The 14433-nt window shown below is 70.5% G+C and carries 13 protein-coding genes and 3 tRNA genes; 11 read left to right on the forward strand and 5 right to left on the reverse strand.

What is annotated here, in order from left to right; translation table 11 throughout:
- Window positions 1-86 precede the first annotated feature (86 nt).
- Window positions 87-1121 (forward strand): uroporphyrinogen decarboxylase, encoded by a 1035-nt coding sequence (gene hemE, locus PHA84_RS20490; protein ID WP_270889999.1) that lies wholly within the window; start codon window positions 87-89, stop codon window positions 1119-1121.
- Here the strand turns inward: hemE and PHA84_RS20495 are convergent.
- Window positions 1108-2133 carry a DUF4349 domain-containing protein gene (locus tag PHA84_RS20495; RefSeq protein WP_270890000.1) on the reverse strand — a complete coding sequence of 342 codons (1026 nt, stop codon included), beginning with the start codon at window positions 2131-2133 and terminating at the stop codon, window positions 1108-1110. The genes hemE and PHA84_RS20495 overlap by 14 nt on opposite strands.
- A gap of 120 nt (window positions 2134-2253) precedes the next feature.
- On the opposite strand from PHA84_RS20495, the gene hemG reads away from it, so the two are divergent.
- Both hemG and hemQ read left to right on the forward strand, forming a co-directional pair.
- Window positions 2254-3684: a protoporphyrinogen oxidase gene (gene hemG / locus PHA84_RS20500; RefSeq protein ID WP_270890001.1), complete on the forward strand. Its 1431-nt coding sequence runs from the start codon at window positions 2254-2256 to the stop codon at window positions 3682-3684.
- Window positions 3681-4397: a hydrogen peroxide-dependent heme synthase gene (gene hemQ / locus PHA84_RS20505; RefSeq protein WP_270890002.1), complete on the forward strand. Its 717-nt coding sequence runs from the start codon at window positions 3681-3683 to the stop codon at window positions 4395-4397. Before hemG ends, hemQ begins: the two co-directional genes overlap by 4 nt.
- Window positions 4398-4412: 15 nt before the next feature.
- On the opposite strand, the gene msrB is transcribed toward hemQ, so the two are convergent.
- Window positions 4413-4838 (reverse strand): peptide-methionine (R)-S-oxide reductase MsrB, encoded by a 426-nt coding sequence (msrB, locus tag PHA84_RS20510; RefSeq protein ID WP_270890010.1) that lies wholly within the window; start codon window positions 4836-4838, stop codon window positions 4413-4415.
- Window positions 4839-4953: 115 nt separating this feature from the next.
- On the opposite strand from msrB, the gene PHA84_RS20515 reads away from it, so the two are divergent.
- The gene (locus tag PHA84_RS20515) at window positions 4954-7101 is read left to right on the forward strand and encodes an ATP-dependent DNA ligase (RefSeq protein WP_270890003.1); all 2148 of its coding nucleotides are present in this window, start codon (window positions 4954-4956) and stop codon (window positions 7099-7101) included.
- A gap of 2 nt (window positions 7102-7103) precedes the next feature.
- Complete coding sequence (locus PHA84_RS20520) at window positions 7104-8273, forward strand: alpha/beta hydrolase family protein (RefSeq protein ID WP_270890004.1); 1170 nt, start codon at window positions 7104-7106, stop codon at window positions 8271-8273.
- On the opposite strand, the gene PHA84_RS20525 is transcribed toward PHA84_RS20520, so the two are convergent.
- Window positions 8270-9049 (reverse strand): dihydrofolate reductase family protein, encoded by a 780-nt coding sequence (locus PHA84_RS20525; RefSeq protein ID WP_270890005.1) that lies wholly within the window; start codon window positions 9047-9049, stop codon window positions 8270-8272. The two genes, PHA84_RS20520 and PHA84_RS20525, sit on opposite strands and share 4 nt — an antisense overlap.
- A gap of 32 nt (window positions 9050-9081) precedes the next feature.
- Between PHA84_RS20525 and zapE the strand changes: the two genes are divergently transcribed.
- Both zapE and PHA84_RS20535 read left to right on the forward strand, forming a co-directional pair.
- Window positions 9082-10095, forward strand: a complete 1014-nt coding sequence (gene zapE, locus PHA84_RS20530; protein WP_270890006.1) for a cell division protein ZapE — start codon at window positions 9082-9084, stop codon at window positions 10093-10095.
- A gap of 12 nt (window positions 10096-10107) precedes the next feature.
- Complete coding sequence (locus tag PHA84_RS20535) at window positions 10108-11064, forward strand: polyphosphate kinase 2 family protein (RefSeq protein WP_270890007.1); 957 nt, start codon at window positions 10108-10110, stop codon at window positions 11062-11064.
- 51 nt (window positions 11065-11115) lie between these two features.
- Here PHA84_RS20535 and PHA84_RS20540 read toward each other — a convergent pair whose 3' ends face one another.
- Both PHA84_RS20540 and PHA84_RS20545 read right to left on the reverse strand, forming a co-directional pair.
- Entirely contained in the window at window positions 11116-12600 is a 1485-nt protein-coding gene (locus PHA84_RS20540) for an acyl-CoA dehydrogenase family protein (protein WP_270890011.1), read from the reverse strand.
- Window positions 12539-12763: a hypothetical protein gene (locus PHA84_RS20545; protein WP_270890008.1), complete on the reverse strand. Its 225-nt coding sequence runs from the start codon at window positions 12761-12763 to the stop codon at window positions 12539-12541. The genes PHA84_RS20540 and PHA84_RS20545 overlap by 62 nt, the downstream gene beginning before the upstream one ends.
- Before the next feature lie 31 nt (window positions 12764-12794).
- Here PHA84_RS20545 and PHA84_RS20550 point away from each other — a divergent pair, with 31 nt between their 5' ends.
- The 4 genes from PHA84_RS20550 (at window position 12795) to PHA84_RS20565 (ending at window position 14266) form a co-directional block, all read left to right on the forward strand.
- Window positions 12795-13958, forward strand: a complete 1164-nt coding sequence (locus PHA84_RS20550; protein WP_270890009.1) for a YihY/virulence factor BrkB family protein — start codon at window positions 12795-12797, stop codon at window positions 13956-13958.
- A 31-nt stretch (window positions 13959-13989) separates the two neighbouring features.
- Window positions 13990-14062: transfer RNA gene (locus PHA84_RS20555), tRNA-Gly, on the forward strand.
- 22 nt (window positions 14063-14084) lie between these two features.
- Window positions 14085-14155 (forward strand) — tRNA-Cys (locus PHA84_RS20560).
- A 39-nt stretch (window positions 14156-14194) separates the two neighbouring features.
- Window positions 14195-14266 (forward strand) — tRNA-Val (locus PHA84_RS20565).
- Window positions 14267-14433: the final 167 nt, after the last annotated feature.

A 14433-nucleotide genomic window follows, 5' to 3' on the forward strand; every position in this document is an offset into this window, starting at 1 on the left:
AGCCACACCCCACCCGGGGGCTCTCACCTCGTCAACACGACTCGCCTGCCACCAACCTCATGGCCGGGTACACCTAGACTCCTGCGGTGACCTCCCCTCGCGACTCGCTCCTCGTCAAGGCTGCCCGGCGACAGCCCGTGACCCACACGCCGGTGTGGTTCATGCGGCAGGCCGGCCGCTCGCTGCCGGAGTACCGTCGCGTCCGCGAGGGCGTCGGCATGCTGGAGTCGTGCCGCCGCCCGGACCTGGTCACCGAGATCACCCTCCAGCCGGTGCGACGGCACGGGGTCGACGCGGCGATCTTCTTCTCCGACATCGTCGTGCCGCTGGCCGCGGTCGGCGTGGACCTCGACATCGTGGCCGGCGTCGGACCGGTGGTCGCCAGGCCGGTTCGGGCGCGCGCCGACCTCGACAGGCTCCCGGAGCTCGTGCCCGAGCACGTTCCCTACATCACCGAGGCGGTCCACCTGCTCGTCGCCGAGCTCGGCGCCACGCCCCTCATCGGGTTCGCCGGTGCGCCGTTCACGCTGGCGAGCTACCTCGTCGAGGGTGGCCCCAGCAAGAACCACGAGCACACGAAGGCCCTGATGTATGGCGACCCGCAGCTGTGGCATGACCTGTGCGGACGGCTCGCCCAGATCTCGGGTGCGTTCCTCGACGTCCAGGCGGCGGCGGGGGCCAGTGCCGTCCAGCTCTTCGACTCGTGGGTCGGCGTGCTACCGCGCACCGACTACGAGCGGTTCGTCGCACCGCACTCCGCCGCGGCCCTGGCCGCGGTGGCGCACCGCGACGTCCCGACGATCCATTTCGGGGTGGGCACCGGCGAGCTATTGGCGGCGATGGGCGCCGCGGGCGCCGACGTCGTGGGGGTCGACTACCGCGTCTCGCTCACGGACGCGCTGGACCGGCTGGGCGGCTCGTACGCGGTCCAGGGCAACCTGGACCCTGCCCTGCTCTTCGCACCGTGGCCGGCGCTGGAGGCGAAGGTGCGCGGGATCGTCGAGGAGGGGCGAGCGGCTCCCGGCCACATCTTCAACCTCGGCCACGGCGTACTGCCCGACACCGACCCTGAGGTGCTGACCCGCGTCGTCGAGCTGGTCCACGAGGTCAGCCGGCGCTGACCGGCTGCTCCGGAGCGACCCGCGTCGAGGGGCCACCGCGACGACGGCGCCAGGCCCACCACACGGCGGGGACCAGGAGCACCAGGACGACAGCGAACGGCAGGATTGCGCCGAGGATGGTCAGGGCGACAGTCGTGGAGGCGGTGAACGCCTTCCACCCTGCCTTGAGCCCGGCAAGGAAACCTCCGGCGTCGCCGCCAGCGGGGGCGATGGCACCGGGCTCGGTGGTGAGGCTCACCTGCACCGGCGACTGCGCCACGCTCCCCTTCAGCGCCGCCAGCTGCGCCTCGAGCGACTCCAGGTCGGACTGTCGGCGAGTGAGCTCGGCCTCGATCGCCACGATCTGGCTGAGGTCCTTCGCCTCGCCGAGCAGCTTGCGCACCCGCTCCACGCTGACCCGCATGGTGTCCAGCCGGGACGCGGTGTCGACGATCTGGGAGCCCACGTTCTCGCTGGAGGAGCCGGAGCGGATCACGCGGCCGATCTCGCTCAGGTCGGAGATCACCGAGTCGAGCTTGGAGGAGGGGACCGAGATGGTGATCTCGCCGTAGGTCGTCGCCGTGACGGTGGCAGACTCGGCCAGTGGCACGCCGCCGTCGGCCGTGCCGACGCTCTCGGCCAGGACGATGCCCTGCGCCGCAGCCGCCGTGGCCCTGACCTTCGCGACCGCCTGGCCGATGTTCTTCACCTGGAGGGCCATGGTCGCCCGGCGTGCCAGCTGGTCCTGGTTCGCCAGGAGCGAGGCGGGGTCGACCACGCCGGACGAGCCGCCCGTGACGGGCTTGCCGGCGCTGTCCCGCTTGGCGCTGTCGGGCGCGCCGGGGTGGGACTGGGCTGCGGAGCCGCCGGCGAAGCCGCTGCCCTCTCCGGCGGACGCTGCCGGCGCCTGCGCCTTGCCCCCGGCCGAGCTGGCCGAGCTGCCTCCTCCACTGCTGCAGCCTGCGAGTGCGACCGCGGCCAGCGTGGCGGCGGACAGGACGGCGAGGAAGCGGTACGGACGATCACTGAACATGGCGACCCCCAGGTCATCGACGTGAATGGCGAGTGCGTGACCTCGATGCGACTGGTCTGCGCCCGCTGTGGTTCCCTGCCCCCGGTGTCGAAACAGTCACGATCTTGAAAGGCTGGGTCCATGGGCGGGGCACAGGTCGTGGTAGTCGGTGGTGGCGTCAGCGGGCTCACGGCAGCGTGGGAGCTGTCGACGTCGATGCCGGCCACGACCATCACGGTCCTCGACGCCGGTGACCGGCCCGGCGGCAAGCTGCGGCGCGAGCCGGTTGCCGGGGTGGCCCTGGACGTCGGCGCCGAGTCGGTGCTGGCCAGGCGTCCGGAAGCCCTGGAGCTGATGGCCGAGCTGGGTCTCGACGGTGGGGTGGTGCATCCCGTGACCACCTCGGCGAGCGTGTGGTCGCGCGGTCGGCTGCACGCGTTGCCCAAGGGCACGCTGATGGGCATCCCGTCGCCGGCGCGAGCAGCCAGGGGCATCCTGTCCGACGCGGAGGTCGACCGTGCCGAGCACGAGGCGCCATGGCCCGACACCGACTTCGAGGACGTCTCCGTGGGTGACTACGTCGCCGGGCGACTCGGGGACGCGGTCGTCGACCGTCTCGTCGACCCTCTGCTCGCGGGCGTGTACGCGGGCAAGGCGCGGTCGCTGTCACTGCGAGCGTGTCTGCCACAGGTGTTCGCGGCGGTTCGGCAGGGGTCGTCGCTCACGGCGGCTGCGTCACAGGCCGCCAGGACGTCCGCGCTGTCGCCCGAAGGGTCCGCTGCGCCGGTGTTCGCAGGCCTGCGGGGAGGCGTCGGGCGGCTGGCCGAGATGCTCGCCGACCGGCTACGCGCCAGAGGAGTGGTGCTGCGCAGCGGCGTGATCGTCCGAGAGCTCAACCGTGACGGCGTGGGCTGGACGGTGGTGACGGGACCGCAGCCCTCCCCGCAGCGGCTGTCCGCCGACGCGGTGGTGGTCGCTGTGCCCGCGGCGCCGGCCGCACGGCTGCTGGCCTCACACAGCCCTACGGCCGCCTCCGCGCTGCGCGAGATCGACTACGCCTCCATGGCCATCGTCACCCTGGCGGTGGGGGTCGACGTGCCGCTCCAGGGCTCCGGCTTCCTCGTGCCGTCCGTGGAAGGCCGCACGATCAAGGCCAGCACATTCTCCTCGAGCAAGTGGTCGTGGACCGCCGAGGCCGCGGACGACCTGTCCTTCCTGCGCGCGTCGGTCGGCCGGTACGGGGAGACGTCAGACCTGCAGCGGCCCGACACTGAGCTGGTCGCCATTGCGGTGGCGGAGGTGAGTGAGGCTCTGGGGCACCAGCTCCCGAGGATCGTGGACAGCCACGTGCAGCGGTGGGGCGGGGCCTTGCCGCAGTACACCGTCGGCCATGTCGACCGGGTCGAACGGATCCGCCGCGCCACGCAGGCGCTGCCCGGACTGGCTCTCGCGGGTGCCGCATACGAGGGGGTCGGGGTGCCCGCCTGCATCGCCAGCGGACGTGCGGCAGCCCGCGCAGTGGCGACCCACCTGCGGGGAAGTGGCGAGGGCCGGGGGAGAATGACGTCATGACCGACCAGGAGACCCCGTCCAACCCGCACGCCGCGCGGATCCGCGAGATCAACGACTCCATCCGGTATGCGATGTGGTCGGTCTTCGCGGTGGGGTCGGCCCTCGAGGGCGACCGCGAGGCGATGGCCAAGGAGGTCGACACCCTCTTTGGCGACCTGGCGGACCGGGGCGTGGTCACCCGCGGCGTCTACGACCTCGGGGGCCTGCGTGCCGACGCCGACTTCATGGTGTGGTGGCATGCCGAGCGGATCGAGGACGTGCAGGCGGCCTACCGCGCTGTGCTGCGCACCGAGCTGGGGCGTCACCTCCGCCCCACGTGGTCGGCCGCGGCCCTGCACCGGCCGGCGGAGTTCAACAAGAGCCACATCCCCGCCTTCCTCGCCGACGAGGACCCGAAGGACTTCATCTGCGTCTACCCGTTCGTCCGGTCGTACGAGTGGTACCTGCTGCCGGACGCCGAGCGTCGCGACATGCTGCGGGAGCACGGCCAGATGGCGCGGGACTACCCGGACGTGCGCGCCAACACGATCGCGTCGTTCGCGCTCAACGACTACGAGTGGGTGCTCGCGTTCGAGGCGGACGAGCTGCACCGCATCGTCGACCTGATGCGTGAGCTGCGCGCGTCCCGCGCCCGGCTGCACGTCCGCGAGGAGCTGCCGTTCCACACCGGACGGCGGGTGGAGGTGGCGGAGCTCCTCGCTTCGCTGCGCTAGGCCTACTGCCTCACGTCAGTCGGTGTCGGACGGCCTCAGCGTGAGACTGATCGAGTTGATGCAGTAGCGCTGGTCGGTGGGGGTGCCGTAGCCCTCGCCCTCGAACACGTGACCGAGGTGGCTGCCGCAGGTGGCGCAGCGCACTTCGACCCGCTTCATCCCCAGCGTGGTGTCCTCGATGTACTCGACGCGGTCGCCGGCCAGCGGAGAGTAGAACGACGGCCATCCGCAGTGGCTGTCGAACTTCGTGTCGGAGGTGAACAGCTCGGCACCACAGGCGCGACACGAGTAGACGCCCTCGGTCTTGGTGTCGGTGTACTCCCCGACGTACGGCCGCTCGGTGCCTGCCTGCCGCAGGACCTGGTACTCGGCCGGGCTCAGCTCGGCCCGCCACTCGTCGTCGGTCTTGGACACGGAGTAGGTGCGGTCGGTGTTCTGCATGCTCACGCTGGGACTCCTTCGAAATGGCCTCACGACCTCTCAACGCCGTCGGGGCCGATTATGGTCCCGATCCGGCCTCCGGACCGCACAGCCGGCTGACGGCTAGGCTCCCGACATGGCTGCTGCTTCGAGGACGGTGGAGGCGCCCGGAGGTCCGGACGGTGCACGCGAGGTACGGATCTCCAGTCCCGAGCGCCTCATCTGGCCCGAGGACGGCATCACGAAGCTGGACCTGGCCGAGTACAGCGTCGCCGTGGCGGACGGCTACATGGGCGCTCTTCGCAACCGGCCGGTGACCCTGCAGCGGTTCCCCGAAGGTATCGACGGCGAGGAGTTCTGGACGAAGAACCCGCCCAAGGGGATGCCTGACTTCATTCGTCCGGTCATGTGCACCTACCCCTCGGGTCGCAAGCACCTGCAGGTCGTCGTCGACGAGCCGGCCGGCGTGGTCTGGGCCGTCCAGATGAACACCGTGACGTTCCATCCCTGGCCGGTGCGCACCACAGACGTCGACAACCCGGACGAGCTGCGCATCGACCTCGACCCGCAGCCGGGACGCGGCTTCAGCGACGCGGTGGAAGCCGCCCTGGTGCTCCGAGAGCTGCTCGGCGAGGTGGGCCTGACCGGGTGGGCGAAGACCTCGGGCAACCGCGGAGTCCACGTCTTCGCGCGCATCGCGCCGACGCACGAGTTCCTCGACGTCCGGCACGGCGTCATCGGCATCGCCCGTGAGCTCGAGCGACGCCTGCCCGACCTCGTCACCGCCTCGTGGTGGAAGGAGGAGCGGGGCGAGCGCGTGTTCGTGGACTTCAACCAGGCGTGCCGGGACCGGACGATCGCCTCCGCGTACTCTCCCCGGCCGCTGCCCGGCGCGCCGGTGAGTATGCCGGTGCGCTGGGAGGACCTGGCCGGGGTGGACCCCGCCGAGTTCACCGTGCGCACGGTGCCCGGCATCCTGGCCGCTCAGGGTGACGCCTGGTCCGGGATCGACCAGACACCGGGCGACATACGGAGGGCGATAGCGCTCTGGGACAAGGACATCCACGAGCGAGGGCTGGGCGAGCTGAACTTCCCCCCGGACTACCCGAAGATGCCCGGCGAGCCGCCGAGGGTGCAGCCGAGCAAGCGCCGTAAGGACCGCGCGGACGCGGACTACCTGGCACCCAAGGCGGAACGCGACTCGGCGTGGGGCCTGCCGGTCATCCCCCCGGTGGCGCCCATGCTGGCGAAGCCGGTCAAGGCCATCCCCGAGGGGGACTACCTGTTCGAGCCGAAGTGGGATGGCTTCCGCTCGATCGTCTTCCGCTCGGGCGACACCGTGGAGATCGGCAGCCGCAACGAGAAGCCCATGACCCGGTACTTCCCCGAGGTGGTCGAGGCAGTGTTGACGAACCTGCCGGACAGGTGCGTCGTGGACGGCGAGATCGTGGTCGTCGGTGCTTCCGGCGACCGGCTCGACTTCGAGGCGCTGCAGCAGCGGATCCACCCGGCGGCCAGCCGGGTGAAGAAGCTGGCCGTCGAGACCCCCGCCCAGTTCGTCGCCTTCGACCTGCTGGCTCTGGGAGACGAGGACCTGACCCGCAGACCCTTCTCGGAGCGACGCGCCTTGCTGGAGAAGGCGCTGGCCAGCGCGACCGCGCCGATCCACCTGACCAGGGCCACGGACGACGCTGCCGTGGCGAAGGAGTGGTTCCACCAGTTCGAGGGTGCCGGGCTGGACGGCGTGATCGCCAAGCCGCTGTCCGGCCCGTACGAGCCGGACAAGCGCGTCATGCTGAAGATCAAGCACGAGCGCACCGCGGACTGTGTCGTCGCGGGGTACCGGACGCACAAGTCCGGCAGCGACGCGATCGGGTCGCTCCTGCTCGGGCTGTACACCGACGATGGCACGCTGATGAGTGTCGGGGTGGTGGGAGCGTTGCCGATGGCTCGGCGCAAGGAGCTGTTCCGCGAGCTGCAGTCCTGGGTCACGACGTTCGAGGACCACCCTTGGGCGTGGGCCAGGGAGGAGATGGGCACTCGCACCCCGACCACCGGAGCGACGAGCCGGTGGAACGCCGGGAAGGACCTGTCGTTCACGCCACTGCGTCCTGAGCGGGTCCTCGAGGTGAGATACGACCACATGGAGGGAGCCCGGTTCCGGCATACGGCTCAGTTCGTCCGCTGGCGCCCGGACCGCGAGCCGGCGTCCTGCACGTACGCGCAGCTCGAGGAGCCGGTGAGCTTCGACCTCGCCGAGGTGCTGGGCGAGAGGAACGCCTAGCCGTGGGTGACCAGCGCACGTGGGTCCGCCGCGCCGCTCTGGCGTCAGCCGTCGCGGGTGGCTCGGCAGTGGCGGCCGGCGCGGTGACCTCGGTGGGCGCCGCCGCGTACTTCGCCCGCAGGGTGCTCACCCCGGACCGGCAGCGGCCCGACGACACCCGGATCCTGGCGGTGGACGACCACAGCGTGTCCCTCGACGTCACGCCGGACACGGTGGTCCCCGGCCGTTACGGCCTCTGGCTCGACAGTGCCACGGGTCATGCACGGGTGGGAGACGTCGTGGAGCTCGACGAGGAGGGCGGCTGCGTCCGCCGTGAGCTCCACGGGGTCGACTACGGTCACCTGGCCCCGGGGTTCGCGCGATGGAACCAGTACTACTTCGCAGGGCCGCCCGACCGGGCGCTGGGGTTGCGCACCGAGTACGTCGACGTGCTGACGGAGCTGGGCACGATGCCCGCCTGGGTCGTCAGGACGCCCAGCGAGTCCCGTCGCTGGGCGATCCTCGTCCACGGCCGCGGGGCTCGCCGGGACGAGGCCCTGCGCGCCGTGAGGACGTTCCACGACAGCGGGGTGAACGTGTTGATCCCGTCGTACCGCAACGACATCGGGGCACGCAGCGGCGCCGACGGTCGGTACAACCTAGGACTCTCGGAGTGGCGCGATATCGAGGATGCGGCCCTGCACGCGGTCCAGCAGGGAGCCCGCGAGCTCGTCCTCATGGGGTGGTCGATGGGAGGTGCGATCGTCCTGCAGACCCTGAGCCGGTCCTGGCTCGCCGAGCACGTGACCCACGTGGTCCTCGACGCCCCGGTGATCGACTGGGGCGACGTACTGGCTCACCACGCGAGGGAGCACCGGGTACCCGCCCCTATCGGCGGTCTGAGCCGGTCCCTCATGGGGCGCCGGTCCGCGCGGCGGCTGGTAGGCGTGCACGACCCCCTCGACGTCGCCAAGACGAACTGGGTCGCCAGAGCGGCCGAGCTGTCCCATCGGATCCTGCTCATCCACTCGGTGGACGACGAGTTCGTCCCGGTAGGGCCGTCGCAGCAGCTGGCGCAGGCCCGACCTGACCTCGTCACCATGGAGCACTGGGACACGGCTCGGCACACCAAGGAGTGGAACGTGGACCCTGCCCGCTGGGAGCGCTCCGTGGCGGAGTTCCTCAGCAGCTAACGGTCGCCGGACTCCACTGGGTCCAGGGGCTTCACCGGCCCGAGAGGCCGGACGGGCTTCACCTGCCACCTGCCGATCACGCTGCCGTCCTCCTCCACCAGGACGAGCGGGCTGAGGTCCACGTCCAGGTCGGTGCCCCGGACGATACGGGCGTGCGTCCCGCCGACCACGGCTGGAGCCCACGTCAGGTCAACCTCGTCGACCACGCCGGCCGCCAGCAGGTGACCGAACAGGGTGGGTCCGCCTTCGCAGAGCAGGTGGCGAAAGCCCTTATCCTCCAAGGCGGCACGAGCCTGGACCAGGTCCACCGCCTCGTCTCCCACGAGGACCACGTTGTCCTCTCCGAGTACCTCGCGGGCGCTCGAGAGCCGTGCGGGGTCGGCCTGTCGCCTGGTCAGCAGTAGGGCGGAGCCTCGAGGCGACGTCATCCTCGCGACCGTCTCCGGGAGGGCGCCGCTGTTGCTCACCACTGCCAGGACGGGGGCGTCGACGTCCTCGTCACGCAGTGCGGGATAGCCCTCCGCCCGTACGGTGCCCGCGCCGACGACGACGACATCGCTCAGCCGGCGCAGGAGCTGGAACACGCGAAAGTCCGCCGCGGTGTTGATGCTTCCGGACCGCCCGTCCGGGCCCGTCACGGCGCCGTCCAGGCTGGACACGAAGTTGACCCGCAGCCATGAACGGCCGGAGGGCGCCGCATACAGCTCTCGCAGCGACGCGTCGTCCAGCTCGGTCCCGGGGGCCAGGGCCCCGGACTCGCTCAGCAGCAGGCGCATGGCTGGAAGTCTGCCTCACCTACGCTTCCCTCGTGCCCTCCTCCCTGACCCAGCGGTCCCCAGGGCTGGACCGCGAGCGCCTCGTCCGCGAGCTCGTGCCGCCCCCGCGCTTCGGTGCCGAGCGGTTCTCGACGTACCGGCCGGATCCCGGCCAGCCCTCCCAGGCGGCGGCCGTCGAGCGGCTGCAGGCCTACGCGGCGGCCGTGGACGAGCGCGACACCGGCGGATGGCTGAGGCTCAGGCGTCGTCCCAAGGGAGACGCGGCAGGGCGGGGCATCTACCTGGACGGAGGTTTCGGGGTGGGCAAGACCCACCTGCTGGCCAGCCTGTGGCACGAGGCGGCCGGGCCGAAGTCGTTCGGCACGTTCGTGGAGTACACCAACCTCGTGGGGGCCCTGGGCTTCGCTCCCACGGTGGAGGCGCTGAAAGGCCACGAGCTGGTCTGCATCGACGAGTTCGAGCTGGACGACCCGGGGGACACGGTGCTGATGGCGAGCCTCCTGGCCCGCCTTGCCGAGGCGGGGGTCGCCTTCGCGGCCACGAGCAACACCCTGCCCGACGCACTGGGGGAGGGGCGGTTCGCCGCGGAGGACTTCCTGCGGGAGATCCAGGCCCTGTCGGCTCGCTTCGAGGTGGTCACGGTCGACGGGCCGGACTATCGCCACCGCGAGCACGTGGAGAGTCCGGTGCCGCTGTCGGAGGAGGAGGTGCGCGAGGCGGTGGACGGCCTCGACGGTGCGCTGCTCGACCACTTCGTGGACGTCACGAGACACCTCTCCACCGTGCACCCCAGCCGTTACCGGGCGATGCTCGAGGGGGTGGGCGCCGTCGGATGGACCCACGTGCGGCCGGTCACCGACCAGGCTGTCGCGCTGCGGTTGGTCGTGCTGGTCGACCGGCTCTACGACGCCGACATCCCCGTGTTCGCCAGCGGCCTGCCCCTCGTCCGGCTCTTCTCGGAAGACATGCTCAAGGGCGGCTACCGCAAGAAGTACTTCCGCGCGCTGTCTCGGCTGACGAGCCTCGCGCGGGTCGGGACTCGATGACAGGATGCCCAGATGGGCAACGACGCACAGAGGTCGAGCACGGCGACGAGGACTCCCGCTGCCGTCCCGGGACAGAAGTCGAAGAAGGCTCGCAAACACGCGAAGTCGCGTTCGGCCACCGCCGGCGAGGTGGCATCGGTGTCGTTCAGCGAGGCGTTGCGCGCGCGGGAGGGCTTCGTCCTGGCGGAGTGCGACCCGGGGTCGACCCCGGCCTTCGCGGGGAAGAAGGCCGACGGCCAGGAGGCGCTCGAGGAGCGAGCGGGGGAGATCGGGGAGTTCCAGGAGCGGCTGTACGCCGAGGCGAAGATGGACGGCCAGCGGTCCCTGCTGCTGGTGGTGCAGGGCATGGACACCTCGGGCAAGGGTGGCATCATGCGGCACGTCGTGGGGCACATGGACCCGCAGGGCGTGCACTACACGGCCTTCAAGGCACCGACGCCTGAGGAGCGCAGCCATCCCTTCCTCTGGCGCATCCGCAACGCCCTGCCGCACCCGGGGCAGATCGGCGTCTTCGACCGCTCGCACTACGAGGACGTGCTCATCGTCCGGGTGCACGACCTCGTGCCGCGTGAGACGTGGTGGCGGCGCTACAGCGAGATCAACCGGTTCGAGGCAACGGTCGCGGAGAGCGGGACGACGATCGTCAAGGTCATGCTGCACCTGTCGGCCGACGAGCAGAAGTCGCGGTTGATGCGCAGGCTGGAGCGGCCGGACAAGCAGTGGAAGTACAACCCAGGAGACGTCGACGAGCGGCTGCTGTGGCCGCAGTACCAGGAGGCGTACCAGACCGTGCTGGAGAAGACGTCCACCGACGCGGCTCCCTGGTACGTGGTGCCGGCCGACCGGAAGTGGTACGCCCGGCTGGCCGTGCAGAGCCTGGTGCTGGAGCACTTGGAGGCCATGGACCCGCAGTGGCCGGCGGTCGACTACGACGTGGAGGCCGAGAAGCAGCGGCTCGCGAAGACGTGACAGGGCCGTTCGGAGCCTTCCTCGGCCTGAGGTGGGTGGCGAACCGCGCTGTCAGGCGCTGAAGGCGCGGTCGACGAGCGCGCGCGCCGCATGAGCGCTCAGTCCGGCATCCAAGGTTCCGAAGGTCAGGCCGTGGTCACCGCCCAGCCGGCTGGCCACGAAGGCGTCCGCGACCAGCGAGGGCGCGAAGCGGGCGAGCAGGGAGGCTTGGAAGGTCAGGGCAAGCCGTTCGACCACCCGGCGTGCACCCGCCTGCGCGCGTGGGCGGGCGGCATACGCGATGGTGTCGTCGACGCTCGCGATCGCCGTGTCCAGGACTGCACTGTGCCCGTGTCCGAGCTGGACCTCCTTGCGGAAGGCCTCGACGGCCCTGGGCTCGCGCGCGACCGCGCGCAGGACGTCCAGTGCGTTGACATTGCCGGAGCCCTCCCAGATGGAGTTCAGCGGCGCCTCCCGGTACAGCCGAGCGAGGCCGTTCTCCTCGACGTAGCCGTTGCCCCCCAGGCACTCCAGCGCCTCGCCCACCATGGGCGAGGTCCGCTTGCAGACCCAGAACTTGCCCACCGCGACACCCAGGCGCGACAGGTCCGTATCACCCTCGTCCACCGCCCGGGCCAGGCGCAGCGCCAGGACCGTGGCGGCCTCGGACTCCAGAGCCAGGTCCGCCAGGACGTTCTGCATGAGCGGCTGGTCGACCAGGAGGGCGCCGAACGCCGACCGGTGCCGCGCATGGTGGATGGCGCGCACCAAGGCCGCCCGCATCGTCGCCGCCGAACCGAGGATGCAGTCGAGCCGCGTCGCGGCGACCATGTCGAGGATGGTGCGGATGCCGCGACCCTCCTCACCGACGCGAACGCCCCAGGTGCCGTCGAGCTCCACCTCGGCCGAGGCGTTGGAGCGGTTGCCCAGCTTGTCCTTGAGCCGTTGCAGCGCAAAGGGGTTGAGGGTGCCGTCGTCGAGGACCCTGGGGACCAGGAAGCACCCCACGCCCGCCTCGGTCTGCGCGAGGACGAGGAAGGCATCGCTCATGGGGGCGGAGCAGAACCACTTGTGGCCCGTCAGCCCGTAGGTGGCTCCACCCTCCACGGGGCCACCTGCCGACGCCGTGGCCCAAGTGGTGTTGGCGCGGACGTCGGACCCACCGTGCTTCTCCGTCATGCCCATCCCCGCGAGGGCGCCCTGCTTGTCGGCCAACGGCCGAAGCCCGAAGTCGTACGTCCGCGACGCGAGCTGGGGGAGCCAGCGGGCCGCGAGCTTCGGGTTGGCAGCCAAGGCGGGCGCGGCGGCATACGTCATCGACACCGGGCACAGGTGGCCCTGCTCCACCTCCGACCACGTCGCGAAACCCGCGGCGCGACGGACGTGTGCACCGCTGCCCAGCGGAGAGGTCCACGCTTCGGCGGTCAGGCCAGCGCCCACCGCCACCCCCATGAGGGCGTGCCACGCGGGGTGGAACTCGACCACGTCGATGCGCTCACCGGTGGGGGAGTGCGTGCGCAGGACCGGTGTGCTGGTGTTGGCCTGGTCGGCCCACAGCCGCGCTTCCGCGGAGCCCGAGCGGGCGCCCCAGAACCTCGACCTCCTGATACGCAGCGCTGTCCGCCCACCGCCGTAGGGCCTCCGCCAGCGCCGCGTTGCACGTCAGCGCGTTGTACTGCGGCAGGGGTGGGACCTGGTTGGTGACGGCGTGGGTGGGCACGAGTGCAGGGTATGCGGGATACCGTGGGGCGGTGAGGGTCAAGGCACGGGTGCGACGCGAGCTGGTTCGCATCCCCGGAGCCCTGCCCGTGGCGCGGATGACGGTTGAGACGATCCGCGTCTGCCTGCGGTACCGGGTGACGGGACTGGCGTCGGAGGCAGGTTTCTTCATGCTGCTCTCGCTGCCCCCGCTGGTGCTGGGCTTGTCCGGGGGCGTCGGCTTCCTCACCCCGTGGCTCGGGAAGAACACCGTGGACGAGATCCTCAACGGGATCCTGATGTGGGCCGCACACTTCCTCACCACGAGTGTGGTCGATGGCACTGTGAAGGGCACCATGGACGATCTCTTCCACGGTGGCGGCCGCCCCGACCTCGTCTCTGTGGGCTTCCTGCTGTCGGTGTGGTCCGGTTCGCGAGCGTTGAACGTCTTCGTGGACACGATCTCGATCATGTACGGCCAGTCGGGGGTCCGCGGCATCGTGCGCACCCGTGCGCTGTCGCTCACCCTGTACCTGCTCTCGCTGGTCGTCGGCATCGTGGTGATCCCCCTCGTGGTCATCGGCCCGGACCGGCTCGCCAAGCTGCTGCACACGGACGCTGGGTTCGTCACCTGGCTGTACTGGCCGGTCGTCACGGTGCTCGCAGTGGCCAGCATCGCGACGCTGTTCCACATCTCCACCCCTCGGCGCACGCCCTGGCTCAGGGACCTCCCAGGGGCGGTCCTGACGCTGGTCCTGTGGTCTCTGGCGTCATTCGTGCTGCGCGGGACAATCGCCGCGTCGCTGGGTGGGGTGTCGATCTACGGGCCGCTGGCAACCCCGATCGTGCTCCTCATCTGGCTGTACACGCTGGCGATCGCCGTGCTCATCGGTGCTGCCCTGAACGCCGCGATCCGGGTGCAGTGGCCGGTGGAGGAACGGCTGTCTCTTCGCGCGCAGGCGGTCGACTGGGTCAAGGCGTGGTTCGCCGACCGGCAGGGCGGTGCCGTTCAGCCTGTCCTGGGGAGTGGCTCGGGAGCTCGCGACGAGGCCCGAGACGCAGGTCTCGGCGCTGCGGACGAGCTCCTGGCGTCGGTCGGGGAGCTGAAGGAGGAGGCCGCCCGGCCCCTCACTCCGGTGCCGGAGGGAGACCCTGAGGGCCAATTTGGTGAGCGCGATGGTGATCGGATACTGTCTGTCCGCACGCGCAGCGGGTGAGAATCCCGTTCGACACCAATAGCGCGGGTATGCGGATGTAGCTCAGTTGGTAGAGCGCAACCTTGCCAAGGTTGAGGTCGCCGGTTCGAGCCCGGTCATCCGCTCGGAGGGTTTGACCGCCTTCACGGTGGAGTGGCCGAGAGGCGAGGCAGCGGCCTGCAAAGCCGCGTACACGGGTTCAAATCCCGTCTCCACCTCGACGACTCGAACCCTGAGTCGGACCCAAGCAACACCCCGGGCGATTGGCGCAGTGGTAGCGCGCTTCCTTGACACGGAAGAGGTCACTGGTTCAAACCCAGTATCGCCCACGATCGATATACAGCCCCTGACCAGCGGAAACGCGGGTCAGGGGCTGTCTCGTTCCGCCACTTTGGGTGGTCGAAATGGTCACTGAGTGACTAAGCCTCGATCCACCGATGGGCCTGAGGTGTTGAGCGCGCCGTAACAACGAGATGCCCCGCCGTGCTGGGAGATT

Source organism: Pedococcus sp. 5OH_020 (assembly GCF_027812955.1).
Taxonomy (GTDB): domain Bacteria; phylum Actinomycetota; class Actinomycetes; order Actinomycetales; family Dermatophilaceae; genus Pedococcus.